Origin of the sequence: Acidovorax sp. Root402 (genome assembly GCF_001425125.1) — a bacterium.
Taxonomy (GTDB): Bacteria; Pseudomonadota; Gammaproteobacteria; order Burkholderiales; family Burkholderiaceae_C; genus Acidovorax; species Acidovorax delafieldii.
Genome location: NZ_LMDQ01000014.1, coordinates 100,999 through 114,025, shown reverse-complemented (window position 1 = coordinate 114,025; position 13,027 = coordinate 100,999). Strand labels below are relative to the sequence as shown.

Below are 13,027 nucleotides of genomic sequence, written 5' to 3'. Positions count from 1 at the left end.
GGCGGGGCGGCCCTTGCACGGTGGCACTGGCCTGGGCCGCACCAGTTTCAACGACTGCGCGCGGTGGTAAAAGCGGGGCATGCAAATTGATCTGACAACGATGCGGGGATGGGCCATGGTCTTCGGTGCTGCTTGCGCGATGCTGATGGGTGCCGACGCCCACGCGCAGGCCGGTTCAGCCTGCAAACCCGGTGGCACCGTGGAAGAAACCAACGCCTGCGCCGTGCAAGTCTTCCAGGCGGCAGACACCGAGATCGCCATCCTCTACGGCGACGTGATGCGCGCCCTGTCGGCGCACGAGCGGCCCCAGCTTCGGCAAGAGCATACGGCCTGGCAGCGCGAGCGCACCACGCGCTGCAAGCAGGCCCAGCGCAGCAACGAATCGCAGCCCCAATGGCCGCGCCTGTACCACGAGTGCCTGACGGCCGAAACCCAGGCGCGCCGCAAGGGCCTGATGCGCTGGCTCACGCTGGACCACCCGTCCGCCAAGCCCTGAGCAAGGCCCCCAGAACAACAAGAACTGACGACGAGACAGAACACCATGGACTTTGAACTCACCGAAGAACAACGCGCCTTTGCCCAGACGGCCCGCGACTTTGCACAAGCTGAGTTCGCACCCAACGCCGCGCACTGGGACGAGGAAGGCATCTTCCCCAAAGAAGCCATCGCCAAGGCGGGCGAGCTGGGCTTTTGTGGCCTGTATGCGCCCGAAGCCGCCGGCGGCCTCGCCCTGCCCCGCCTGGACGCCACGCTGGTGTTCGAGGAAATGGCCGCCATTGACCCCAGCACCACCGCCTTCATCACCATCCACAACATGGCCACCTGGATGCTGGGCACCTGGGCCACGCCTGCCGTGCGCGACCATTGGGGCCCGCTGCTCACCACCGGTGAAAAGCTCGCCAGCTACTGCCTCACCGAGCCCGGCGCAGGCTCCGACGCCGCCTCGCTCAAGACCCGCGCCGAGCTGGTGGGCAACGAATACGTCATCAACGGCGCCAAGGCCTTCATCAGCGGCGCAGGCAGCACCGACGTGCTGGTGCTCATGGCCCGCACCGGCGATGCGCAATCCGGCGCCAGCGGCATCAGCGCCTTTGCCGTGCCCGCCGATGCGCCCGGCATCAGCTACGGCAAGAAGGAACAGAAGATGGGCTGGAACAGCCAGCCCACGCGCACCATCAGCTTTGACAACGTGCGCATCCCCGACGACCACCTGCTGGGCCGCGAGGGCGAAGGCTTCAAGATCGCGATGAAGGGCCTGGACGGAGGCCGCATCAACATCGCCACCTGCTCGGTGGGCGCCGCGCAAGGCGCGCTCAACGCAGCCCAGCAATACATGCAAGACCGCAAGCAGTTCGGCAAACCCATCGCCAGCTTCCAGGCCCTGCAGTTCAAGCTGGCCGACATGGCCACCGAGCTGGTGGCCGCGCGCCAGATGGTGCGCCTGGCGGCCAGCAAGCTCGACGCGGGGGCCCGCGATGCATCGACCTACTGCGCCATGGCCAAACGTTTTGCCACCGACGCAGGCTTCACCGTCATCAACGACGCCCTGCAGTTGCACGGCGGCTACGGCTACATCCGCGAATACCCGCTGGAGCGCCTGCTGCGCGATGCCCGCGTGCACCAGATCCTGGAAGGCACCAATGAAATCATGCGGGTGATCATTGCGCGGCGCATGCTGGATGGAGATGCCACCGAGGCCATCCGGTAGCTACAACATTCATAGCTACCCAGGCATATTGCACTAGCGCTACCGGCATTTTTAGCTCTCACCATGCCCGCCCGTCCGCTGTCTGACGAAACCCTGCACCTGATTGACGCCGTGCGCACGGCGCTCGCCCACCGCAGTGACGTGGAAGAACGCGCCCTGTTTGGAACGCACGCCTTCTTCGTGGACGGCAAGATGTGCATCGCCGTCAAGGGCGAGGAGCTGCTGGTGCGCTTGCCGCCGGAGCGGCACGGCGAGCTGCAGGAAATGCAGAACACGCGCGAACTCTCACCGGGCGGGGGGATGAAGGGCTATTTCTGGGTGGAGCCCAATGGGTTTTCTACCCGGACGCAGTGGAGCTTCTGGATTGACGAAGCGCTGGCCTACAACCCGCACGCCAAGGCTGCACCGCCCAAGAAAAAAATGGGCATCGCCAAAGCCCAGCCCGCCACGCCGAAGAAAGTCACAGCAACAGGCGCGCGTCCAAAAGGTGCCGCTGCCAAAGCTACAAATCCCCTCTCCAAAAAGCCGACCGCCAAGAAGCACAGCATCTTCGAAGCCGACGACTGACCCGCCCTTTCCATCGCCCACCCCGGAGCCCATCACCATGCCCCTTCGCATCGTCCGCCTTGGCACCCCGCGCGCCGCCGGGGAAGGTACCCGCATCGGCACAGTGCGCCGCCCGCCGCGTGGCGTGCCCAAGGCCGAGTTCGCCAGCCGCGACTACTACGACGTGTGGTACCCCCTGCTCTCCCCCAGCGCCGACCTCATGGCCCAGGGCCAGCAGGTGCCCACCGGCCAAGAAGGCGACAAGGCGTGGGAGGCCTTCGCCAAACAGTTCCGCAAAGAACTGGCCCAGCCCGAGGCCAGCCGCACGCTCGATTTGTTGGCCGCGCTGTCGCACCACAGCGCCATGTCGCTGGGCTGCTACTGCGAGGACGAAGCCCGCTGCCACCGGTCGGTGCTGCGCGCCGAGCTGGCAAGTCGTGGGGCAGACATCAGCCCCTAGATTTCAAGCTTTTTAGGCCGTTACCGCGCTATGGATAAGCCTTTATAGCTATCAAATTCATACTAAACCCGTACCCATTCCCTTTCACCATCACAACGACATCCAGGAGCAACACACCATGAAAATCGCATTCATCGGCCTCGGCAACATGGGCGGCCCCATGGCACACAACCTGCACAAGGCAGGCCACGAAGTGCGCGCGTTCGACCTCTCCCAACCCGCGCGCGACAAGCTGGCTGCAGACGGCGTGCCCATCGCCACCGACGCCAAGGCGGCAGTCGCAGGCGCCGAAGTCGTCATCAGCATGCTGCCCGCCAGCCAGCATGTGGAAGGCCTCTTTTTGGGCGCGGGCGAGTTGCTGGCCCAGTTGCCTGCGGGCACGCTGATCATCGACTGCTCCACCATCGCCGCCGCCACCTCTCGCAAGGTGGCCGAAGCCGCCAAGGCCAAGGGCGTGGCCTTTATCGACGCCCCCGTGTCGGGCGGCACCGGCGGTGCCATTGCAGGCACCCTCACCTTCATGGTGGGCGGCGACGCCGCCGATCTGGAACGCGCCCGCCCCGTGCTCGAAAAAATGGGCGCCAACATCTTCCACGCAGGCAGCGTGGGCGCAGGCCAGACGGCCAAGATCTGCAACAACATGCTGCTGGGCATCCTGATGGCGGGCACCAGCGAAGCCATTGCCCTGGGCGTAGCCAACGGCCTGGACCCCAAGGTGCTGAGCGAAATCATGCGCCGCAGCTCGGGCGGCAACTGGGCGCTGGAGAAGTACAACCCCTTCCCCGGCGTGATGGAAACCGCGCCCGCCAGCAAAGGCTACGCGGGCGGTTTTGGCACGGACTTGATGCTGAAGGACCTGGGCCTGGCGCAGGAGAACGCGATGGCGGTGAAGGCAGCCACGCCGCTGGGGGGCATGGCGCGCAATCTGTATGCGGCGCACAGCCTGGCGGGGCATGGGGCGCTGGATTTTTCCAGCATTATTAAGATGGTTCAAAAGGGGTAATCGCTCTTCCGTCAAAGAAAAACGCCAGCGTCTGCTGGCGTTTTTTATTGGGCTTACCGGAGTGGAAAAGACTCCTCAAAACCCGGCGAGATTCACTTCCCATCGCTCTTCGGTTCCAGAGTGGAAGGGTTAGCCATCAGTTCTCGGGCTTGTAGTCAATGATGATCAAAACACCCTTTGCTGTGTCGTAAAGGATGGTCATGGAATAGACGAAAACGGCAGCGATGGCTGAGCCAAAGAACATTCCAACGTTCGGAATGTCTTTGAGGTACTTGGACTGTGAGACTGTTAGCAAAACGATTGCCACGCCTATAAGAGCAACTTGCTCTTTGACAGACAGAAGGAACTGTTCTCTTGTTTGTTGAAACGCATCCCCGTGACCATGCTTCTCTATGAGTTCACGGATCTTAGTGAGAACGATCCCCATAGTCGCCGAGTTGACGGCCAAAAGGGCGATCAAGATATTGATGAGATTTGCGCGCAAGAACTCGTTGAAGTACTGGCTCGCAAGCCAGTCCTGGGCCAGCTGGCACATGAAGCCCGCACCGAGCGAGAGCAGCGATGTCTTCGCGATCTGGGCGATCACTTGAGTAGCTCCCGAAGAATTGAGGCGACGTTTTCCGGCGTTCCTTGAAGAACTGCTTCGTCGATAGAGACCTCTCGAACAGTGCGCGAGGTGTGAATCTTCTTCTTTATTCCTGCAAGCCGGATAGCTATGTCACCGCCGCCCTCACTGCTGTAGTCCACGAGCGCATTTACTACAGGATCGTTGCGCTCAATCTTTAGCGCTGAAGCTCCGTCGGATGTGATGGCGACGTGGCTCTTTACAGCGTTTGTTCGCTTTGCGAACTGTCGCAAATTCTCTGGCAACACGGCAGAGATGTTCGCCATATTTGGCGTGACCAACTCGAAGTCGATCTCCTGAATCTTGCCCATATTCTTGTCAATCAGGTCCCAGAACACTTTCTTTTCGAAGAGAGGTTCCCAAATGGCCGTCAGCTGGTTCTTTGAAAGGATCGGTTCGATTGAATCGAATACGAGCTTCACGACCGACTCTGTATCCTTGAACGCGTTGATTCTGTGCTGGACTGCGATCAGTTGTTTGTCCGGCGCATTCCAAATGACCAGAAGGATCTTCGGCCAGTTGTCTATGACCTCAGTTTGAAAGTCTCGGGTCTCATGTTGAAGCGAACGATTCGCCGCGATTCGGTAGAGAAGAAACTCGTCAGATTCCGCCAGCTTCTGTGTCGCTGTTTGCGTTCGACTTCCGTCAAAGGCACTGGGTGCGGCAAGCGCATTCGAGAAGATTCTGTTCTTTTGAGCGAGCAAATCGTCAATCGTCGATGCGCCGTAGAGATCGCCTTGAAAGTGCCGATCAACGGGGAGCAACTGATAGCGGTACAGATGAAACCGGGCGATTGGACGACGCATGCGATGGCTTTCTGAGGGCTAACGTGATGTATACCGCAAACCTTGCGCAATAAACTGGACCGTGCGGATATTCTGGACATTGAGTCCTCTTGGATGCGGCTCCGGGCCTATTTTTTGCAGCCATAGATTTGTTCAAAAATCCAGGGATAAAAATTCCGTTAAACCCGGCAACTTTAACCCGGCAGACTATGGCCTGCCAAAGTGCGTAACCGGCGCATCGGCGCTTCCCCGCGCCACCCCCCGCACTTGAGTATGATTCGCATCCCCTCATGCTGCGCCGCACCATCCCCGCCCTGCCTTTCCACATCGTGCTTCTGCTGGTGGCGTTGTTCAACGCCCTGGCGGGCGCGCCCTTGCACGAGGCGCGGCACATTCAGGAGCTGGTGCGCAGCGCAGCAGCTTCGGCAACCGCAGGCAATGTGGATGCCTACGCGGCAACCAGCTCCGCAGCCAGCGACGAGCACAGTGAAGAGACACACACCACCTGCGCCTGGTGCCTGACCCACGCGCTGGAGGCGGGGCTGGCGCATGCACCGGCGCGACTGCCGCACTCACCCGCAGAACCCGGCGCCATCGCGCCGCAAAGCGCAGACCCCTTGACGGCCCAGCAGGTGCGCTGGCCGTTTGCTGCACGCGATCCTCCGCCAGCCCAGCGGGCCTGACACGCGTCAGACCCCAGCCAGCCTGCGCTTTCCAGCGCATCCCCTTCTCGTTTTCGCCCTTGCATTCACCCCCGTGGGTGGGTGTGGGCACGCGGCCATGTGCGCCTGCCAACTCCCTGGCGGGTGTGAGCCGCGTTGCTCCTGGCTTTTGCACACACCGCTTTTGGACTGGTTTGCCATGCGTTCTTCCTCTGCTTCTGTTTCTTCTTCACGCCCTGCGCCCCTGCCACGCCCCACCTTGACGGCCATGGCGGCTGCCGCGTTTCTGGCATCCCTGCACCCCGCCTGGGCCGCAGACGGCGATGTGGTCACCCCACCCACCCTGTCTGCCGTGGACGTGGTGGGCCGCAGTGCCTCGGGCACCTACTACGCCGACGAGGCCGAAGGCGCCAAGACCAGCCTGCCGCTGCGCGAGCTGCCGCAATCCGTGCGCGTGATGTCGCGCCAGACGCTGGACGACCTGGGCGCCACGCGGCTGGATGATGTGCTGGACTATGTGGGCGGGGTCTCGCGCCAGAACAACTTTGGCGGGCTGTGGGACAACATCGCCATCCGGGGCCTGCCGGGCAACGAGAACACGGGCATGGCGACCTTGCTCAATGGGTTTTCGTCCAACCGGGGCTTCAACGCGCCGCGCGATCTGGCGGGGGTGGAGCGGGTGGAGTTCCTCAAGGGCCCAGCGGCGGCCTTGTATGGAAGCAGCGAGCCCGGCGGCACGCTCAACATCGTGAGCAAGAAGCCGCTGTGGAAGGCCGCACATTCGGTAGAGGCCTACGCGGGCAGCTACGGCCTGGGCCGTGCGGCGCTGGACACCACCGGCCCCATCAACGACCGGCTGGCCTACCGCCTGAATGTGGCTGTGGAAGACAAGGGCAGCTTTCGCGACCATGTGCGCGCGCAGCGGCAGGTGGTGGCCCCGGCCTTCACCTGGAAGCTGTCGCCCGACACGGTGCTGGAGTACACGGCCGAATTTCTGCGTCACGCCACGCCGCTGGACCGGGGCGTGGTGGCGGTCAACAACCGCCTGGGCGCGGTGCCCGCCAGCCGCTTTTTGGGCGAGCCTGCCGATGGCGATGTGACGGTGACCAACCAGACACACCAACTGGTGCTGTCGCACGAGTGGAACCCCGACTGGCGCAGCCGCGTGGGGCTGTCGTACCGCGAGACGGGGATGGAAGGCTTCTCGACCGAAGCCACCGCGCTGCAGGCCAATGGCCGCACGCTGACGCGCCAGCGGCGGTATCGCGACTTCCAGTCGGACGACGTGGCAATGCAGGCTGAACTGCAAGGCAACCTGCGCACGGGCGAGCTGGAGCATGAGCTGCTAGTGGGGGTGGAGAGCTACCGGTTCAGCATGGATTCGGTGATGCTGCGCGTGAACCCCAGCGCTGCCGCGCCGTACGCCATCGACATCTTCAACCCCGTGTACGGCCAGGCGCAGCCCACGCCGGGGCGCAACACCGACACGCTGGAGAAGCAGCGCAACACCGCGCTGTATGTGCAAGACACCCTCAAGCTGGGCGAGCAGTGGCGCGTGATGGCCGGGCTGCGGGCCGACAACTACGACCAGAGCCTGCAAAACCGCATCACCAACCGCACCACGGCGCAAAGCCCCTCGGCCGTATCGCCACGCCTGGGCGTGAGCTGGCTGCCCACTCCGGGGTGGACGGTGTATGCCAATGCGGGCAGTTCCTTCCGCCCCAACACGGGCAGCAATGTGGCGGGCAATGGCTTTGACCCCGAAAAATCCCGCGCGCTGGAGCTGGGCGCCAAGTGGGAGAGCGCCGACCAGCGCCTGGGCGCCACGGCGGCGCTGTTTGACATCACCAAGCGCAATGTGCTGACCAGCGACCCGCTGAACGCGGGCTTCTCCGCCGCTGCAGGCGAAGTGCGCAGCCGGGGCCTGGAGCTGGACCTGGCGGGCCGCCTGAGCACCCACTGGCGCGTGAACGCCAGCCTGGTTGTCAACGACGTGGAGGTGACCCGCGACAAAACGCTGGAGGTGGGTGGCCGCCTGCTGAACGTGCCGCGCGTGAACGGCAGCGTGCTGGCGGTGTACGAAAACCAGTTGGCCAACGGCCAGCGCTATGGCGTAGGCGGTGGCGTGACGCACATGGGCAAACGCCTGGGCCAGGCCCGCACGCAGGCCGAGGCGAATGCGGGCACGGCTGCGTTTGAACTGCCCAGCTACACCACGGCCAAGCTGATGGCGTACTGGCGCCTGAGCCCCACGCTGAACCTGTCGTTGGACGTGGACAACGTGTTTGACAAGGTGCACTACACCAGCTCGTACAGCCGCGTGTGGGTGGCGCCGGGGGCCGCGCGTACCGTCACCCTTGGCCTGCAAGCCAAGTTCTGAGTGGTGCCGGTGACCTGCATGACAACACTCTCCTCCGCCCTCAAACCCCTGACCCGGCGCCGAGCCTTGCAGGCCCCCATGGCCGCGCTGGCGGCGGGCGCCCTGCCCGCGGCCTGGGCACAGGGCACACCACCCGCTTCCGCCCCCGCACCGCTGCAAATCGTCGGCCCGTGGGAGATCAGCGGCCTGGCGCCCGCCAGCAGTGGCTATGTGTTCACGCGCCTGCAGGTCACCGAAACCCTGCTGGACGCTGCAGACGAAGGCCAGCCACGGCCCGCGCTGGCGCGGCTCTGGCGCCGATCGGCGGATGGGCTGGTGTGGCACTTTGAGCTGCGGCGCGGGGCGCGTTTTCATGACGGCACACCTGTGACTGCCGCCGCCGTGGTGCGCAGCCTGCAGGCCGCGCAGGTGGCGCCCGCACTGCTGAGCCAGGCGCCCATCGAGTCCATCACCGCGCCCGACGAGGGCACGGTGCTCATCCGCCTGCAACGCCCCCACACCGCCCTGCCCGCGCTGCTGGCGCATTCCAGCACCATGGTGCTGGCCCCGGCCAGCTATGGGGCCGACGGCAAGGTTCGCAGCATCATCGGCAGCGGGCCCTACCGCATTGCGGTGCTGGTGCCGCCGCAGCAGGTGGAGGCTGTGGTGTTTGACGCCTATGACGGCCCGCGCCCCGCCATTGCCGCCGTGCGCTACCTGGCCGCCAGCCGTGCCGAAACCCGCGCGCTGATGGCCGAGAGCGGCCAGGCCGATCTGGCCTATGGGCTGGACCCGGCCAGCCTGCGGCGGCTGCGGCGCCATGCGCAGAACCCGGCGCTGGCACGCCGCACAGCGGTGCGCATTGCGTCGGTCACGCTGCCGCGCACCGTCATCGTCAAGCTCAACGCGGGCCTGCCTGCGCTGCGCGATGTGCGCGTGCGCCAGGCGCTGAGCCTGGCCATCGACCGTGCGGGCATTGCCCTGGCGCTGATGGGCGACGAGGCGCTGGCGGCTACGCAGCTACTGCCGCCCACGCTGGGCGCGTGGCACAACCCGCACCTGCCCCCGCTGCAGCACGACCCCGAAGCCGCCGCGCGCCTGCTGGGGGCCGCTGGCTGGCAGCGCCACAGCGACGGCCTGCGCGATGCCGAGGGCCAGCCGCTGCACCTGGTGATCCGCACCTTTGTGGACCGGCCCGAGCTGCCGCTGATTGCCACCGCCTTGCAGGAGCAATGGCGGCTGGCGGGCATGGCAGTGAAGGTGAGCATTGGCAACTCGGGCGACGTGCCCCGGGGCCACCGCGACGGCAGCCTGCAACTGGCGCTGGCTGCGCGCAACTACGCCAACGTGCCCGACCCCGCAGGCACGCTGGCGGGCGACTTTGCCGCCCAGGGCGGCGACTGGGGCGCCATGGGCTGGCACAGCGACACCGTGGTGCAGGCCCTGCAAGAGCTGACGCGCACCCAGGCGCCGCCCGAGCGCACGCGGGCGCTGCGGCAATCCATCACGCAAACCCTGCAAACCGAGCTGCCCGTGATCCCCGTGGCGTGGTACCGCCAGCATGTGGCCGTGGCCCCCCGGCTGGCGGGCGTCACGCTGGACCCGCTGGAGCGTTCTTACCGCCTGACCGGCATTGAGTGGACCAACCCATGAACCCTTTGATTTCAACACCCTGGGCCGCCCTGCTCGGCCGCAGGCTGGTGCAGGTGCTCGCCGTGTCCCTGCTGATCGGCACGCTGTGCTTCTTGATGGTGCGCGCCCTGCCGGGCGACCTGGCCATGCGCGTGGCGGCGGGCCGCTATGGCTATGACCTGGTGAGCAACGCTGCCGCCGACGCGGTGCGCGCAGAGCTGGGGCTGGACCGCCCCGGCTGGCTGGCGCTGCTGCACTGGTGGCGCGACATGGCCACGTTCAACCTGGGCCAGTCGCTGGTGTCGCAGCGATCGGTGTGGCATGAGGTGGCGCACCACCTGAGCGCCACGCTGCGCCTGTCTGCCGCCGCGCTGGCCATTGCCTTTGCCGTGGGTGTGCCGCTGGGCGTGTGGGCCGGGCTGCGCCCCCAGGGCTGGGTGGACAAGGCCAGCTGGCTGATGGCCGTGGTGCTGCGCGCGCTGCCGCCGTTTTTGCTGTCGGTGCTGCTCATCCTGCTGGTGGCGGTGCAGTGGGGCTTTTTGCCTGCGGGCGGTGACGAGAGCCAGGCCAGCCTGGTGCTGCCTGCGCTCACGCTGGGGCTGGGCCTGGCTGCCGGGCTGGCGCGTGTGACCCGCGCTGCAATGCTGGAGGTGGTGGTGTCGCCTTTCTTTGAATTTGCGCGCACCAAGGGCCTGAGCGACTGGCAGGCGCTGCTGCGCCACGGCCTGCGCAATGCCGCCGTGCCGGTGACGGCCTACCTGGGCGTGCAGGCGCTGTTTCTGGTGGAGGGTGCGCTGGTGGTGGAGACGCTGTTTGCCTGGCCCGGCATTGGCCACGCGCTGGTGCACGCCGTGTTCGGGCGCGACATCCCGGTGGTGCAAGGCACGGCCCTGTGCATGGGTGTGCTGTTTGTAGTGTTCAACCTGCTGGTGGATGCGGCGTGCCTGGCGCTGGACCCTCGGCATACCCAGAAGGTAGCTGCATGAGTGCTGTGCCTTCCACTCTTTCCTCACCAGTTGGCGGCTTGGTGGCCCAGCCTCGCTGGCCGCTGCGCACCATGCTGGGCCTGACCATGCTCGGCCTGCTGGCGCTGTTTGCCCTGCTCGGCCCCTGGCTAGTGGGTGCCAGCCCGGTGGTGCAGGACCTGCGCAACATCCTGGCGCCCCCCAGCGCCCAGCACTGGCTGGGCACCGATGTGCTGGGCCGCTCAGCGCTGGCGCGGCTGGCGCATGCCGCGCAGCTGTCGCTGGGCATGGCGCTGCTGGCGGCCGTGAGCGCCGCCGTGCCCGGCACGCTGCTGGGCATCGTCGCCGCATGGCGCGGTGGGCGCACCGAGCGGGCGCTGCTCATGCTGTCGGACTCGGTGCTCGCCATCCCCGGCCTGCTGCTGGTGCTGCTGGTGGCAGCCCTGGCGCCCGGTGCACTGTGGGCGCTGTATGCGGGCCTGTCGGCGGCGCTGTGGGTGGAGTACTTCCGCGTGAGCCGTGCGGTGGCCCGGCCCGTGCTGGCGGGCGATGCGGTGCAGGCATCGCGCCTGCTGGGTTTTGGACGCGGCTATGTGCTGCGCCGCCACCTGCTGCCCGCGCTGGCACCCACGCTGGGCACGCTGCTGGCCTTCACCACATCGCAAGCCGTGCTGGCGCTGGCCGCGCTGGGTTTTGTGGGTGTGGGCATGCAGCCACCCACGCCCGAGCTGGGACTGATGATGACAGAGGCCATGCCCTACTACGAAGAAGCCCCGTGGCTCATTGCCGCCCCCACCGCCCTGCTGGTGTGGCTAGTGGCCGCGATGATGCTGCTCAACCCCGACCGGGAGACCGCATGACCACGCCTTTGAAATCCGACGCCCTGCTGGTCGTGGAGGGCCTGGGCATCCAGGTGGGCGGCAAGCGGCTGCTGCGCGACATCGGCTTCAGCCTGCGGCCGGGCGAGGCGCTCACGCTGGTGGGCGAAAGCGGCGCAGGCAAGTCGCTGCTAGCCCAGGCCATCATGGGCAACCTGCCGCCTGCGCTGCAGGCCACAGGCCAGATCACGCTGGATGGCACCAGCACCCGCGCCCAGGACGCCGCCGCGCGCCGCGCCTTGTGGGGCCGCAAGCTGGCGCTGCTGCCGCAGGAGCCCTCGCTGGCACTCAACCCCCTGGCCCGCGTGGCACCGCAGCTGGCCGAGGTGTACCGCCTGCTGCACCAGCAGCCCCCCAGCGCCGCCAGCGCGCAGGCCGAACAGGTGCTGAGCGCTGCGGGCCTGGGCGGTGCAGGCAGCCACTACCCCTGGCAACTGTCGGGCGGCATGGCCCAGCGCGCGGTGGCCGCCATCACCCTGGCCGGAGGCGCGCCGGTGCTGATGGTGGACGAGCCCACCAAGGGCCTGGACGCGCATTGGCGCGGCCGCATGGTGGAGTTGTTCCGGGGGGTGCTGCAGGCAGGCGGCTGCCTGCTCACCATCACCCACGACATGCAGGTGGCGCAGGCGCTGGGCGGCCAGGTGATCGTGCTGCGCCACGGGCAGGCGGTGGAGCAAGGCGATATCCACACCGTGACCGCCGCGCCGCAGCACGCCTTTACCCGCCAGCTGCTGCAGGCCGACCCGGCCCACTGGCTGCCGTTTGCCGAGCCCACGCTGGGCGAGCCCGTCGTGCAGGCGCGCGGTATCTCCAAAGCCTATGGTGCGCAGAAGCTGTTTGCACCGCTGGACCTGGAATTGCGCAGCGGCGAACGCATCGCCGTGCAAGGCCCCAGCGGCACCGGCAAAAGCACACTGGGCAATGTGCTGCTGGGCCTGGTGGCGCCCGACACGGGCCGTGTGGAGCGCAGCGCCCGGCTGCGCCCGCATGCGTTCCAAAAGCTGTACCAGGACCCGGTGGGCTCGTTTGCGCCGCACATCAGCCTGGCCCAGTCGCTGCGCGATGCCGCCCGCCTGCACCGCTGCGACTGGAAGGCGGTGCAGCAGCGCCTGGCCCAACTGCGCGTGCCCGAGGACATGCTGGTGCGCAGGCCCGACCAGGTGTCGGGCGGCGAGCTGCAGCGCATTGCGCTGGCGCGCGTGCTGGTGGCGCAACCGGCGCTGCTGTTTGCCGATGAGCCGACCTCGCGCCTGGACCCGATCACGCAGCAAGAGGCTATACAGGTACTGCTAGATGCCGTACACGAATCCGGGGCTGCTTTAGTGTTGGTCACCCATGATGAGGCGCTGGCAAATGTCGTTGCAACGCACACGCTGCATATGCGCGAATCGCCTTAACAGATGA

Annotated in this window: 13 protein-coding genes; 11 read left to right on the top strand and 2 right to left on the bottom strand. The window is 66.2% G+C overall.

Going from position 1 to position 13,027, the window contains the following annotated elements; all coding sequences use genetic code 11:
* Positions 1–79: 79 nt before the first annotated feature.
* The 5 genes from ASC83_RS11760 (at position 80) to mmsB (ending at position 3,717) form a co-directional block, all read left to right on the top strand.
* Positions 80–496: a lysozyme inhibitor LprI family protein gene (locus ASC83_RS11760; protein WP_056062471.1), complete on the top strand. Its 417-nt coding sequence runs from the start codon at positions 80–82 to the stop codon at positions 494–496.
* A gap of 45 nt (positions 497–541) precedes the next feature.
* Entirely contained in the window at positions 542–1,708 is a 1,167-nt protein-coding gene (locus ASC83_RS11755) for an acyl-CoA dehydrogenase family protein (protein ID WP_056062469.1), read from the top strand.
* A gap of 63 nt (positions 1,709–1,771) precedes the next feature.
* A complete protein-coding gene (locus tag ASC83_RS11750) occupies positions 1,772–2,275 on the top strand; it encodes a TfoX/Sxy family protein (protein WP_056062467.1) in 504 nt (167 codons plus the stop codon).
* Positions 2,276–2,312: 37 nt separating this feature from the next.
* Positions 2,313–2,714 carry a DUF488 domain-containing protein gene (locus ASC83_RS11745; RefSeq protein WP_056062463.1) on the top strand — a complete coding sequence of 134 codons (402 nt, stop codon included), beginning with the start codon at positions 2,313–2,315 and terminating at the stop codon, positions 2,712–2,714.
* A 100-nt stretch (positions 2,715–2,814) separates the two neighbouring features.
* The gene (mmsB, locus tag ASC83_RS11740) at positions 2,815–3,717 is read left to right on the top strand and encodes a 3-hydroxyisobutyrate dehydrogenase (protein WP_255356919.1); all 903 of its coding nucleotides are present in this window, start codon (positions 2,815–2,817) and stop codon (positions 3,715–3,717) included.
* A gap of 136 nt (positions 3,718–3,853) precedes the next feature.
* Here the strand turns inward: mmsB and ASC83_RS11735 are convergent, their stop codons facing one another.
* Entirely contained in the window at positions 3,854–4,303 is a 450-nt protein-coding gene (locus ASC83_RS11735) for a hypothetical protein (RefSeq protein ID WP_056062455.1), read from the bottom strand.
* Positions 4,300–5,148, bottom strand: a complete 849-nt coding sequence (locus ASC83_RS11730) for a hypothetical protein (RefSeq protein ID WP_056062454.1) — start codon at positions 5,146–5,148, stop codon at positions 4,300–4,302. Before ASC83_RS11730 ends, ASC83_RS11735 begins: the two co-directional genes overlap by 4 nt.
* Before the next feature lie 269 nt (positions 5,149–5,417).
* Here ASC83_RS11730 and ASC83_RS11725 point away from each other — a divergent pair, with 269 nt between their 5' ends.
* From ASC83_RS11725 to ASC83_RS11700, 6 genes are all read left to right on the top strand, one after another.
* Positions 5,418–5,810: a hypothetical protein gene (locus ASC83_RS11725; RefSeq protein ID WP_056062451.1), complete on the top strand. Its 393-nt coding sequence runs from the start codon at positions 5,418–5,420 to the stop codon at positions 5,808–5,810.
* Between the two features lie 247 nt (positions 5,811–6,057).
* Complete coding sequence (locus ASC83_RS11720) at positions 6,058–8,169, top strand: TonB-dependent siderophore receptor (RefSeq protein ID WP_056062448.1); 2,112 nt, start codon at positions 6,058–6,060, stop codon at positions 8,167–8,169.
* 18 nt (positions 8,170–8,187) lie between these two features.
* On the top strand, positions 8,188–9,801 hold the full coding sequence (locus tag ASC83_RS11715) for an ABC transporter substrate-binding protein (RefSeq protein ID WP_056064972.1): 1,614 nt from the start codon (positions 8,188–8,190) through the stop codon (positions 9,799–9,801).
* Complete coding sequence (locus ASC83_RS11710) at positions 9,798–10,766, top strand: ABC transporter permease (RefSeq protein ID WP_056062446.1); 969 nt, start codon at positions 9,798–9,800, stop codon at positions 10,764–10,766. The genes ASC83_RS11715 and ASC83_RS11710 overlap by 4 nt, the downstream gene beginning before the upstream one ends.
* Positions 10,763–11,605, top strand: coding sequence for an ABC transporter permease (locus ASC83_RS11705; RefSeq protein WP_056062444.1), 843 nt, complete (start codon positions 10,763–10,765; stop codon positions 11,603–11,605). Before ASC83_RS11710 ends, ASC83_RS11705 begins: the two co-directional genes overlap by 4 nt.
* The gene (locus tag ASC83_RS11700; protein ID WP_056062441.1) at positions 11,602–13,020 is read left to right on the top strand and encodes an ABC transporter ATP-binding protein; all 1,419 of its coding nucleotides are present in this window, start codon (positions 11,602–11,604) and stop codon (positions 13,018–13,020) included. The genes ASC83_RS11705 and ASC83_RS11700 overlap by 4 nt, the downstream gene beginning before the upstream one ends.
* Positions 13,021–13,027: the final 7 nt, after the last annotated feature.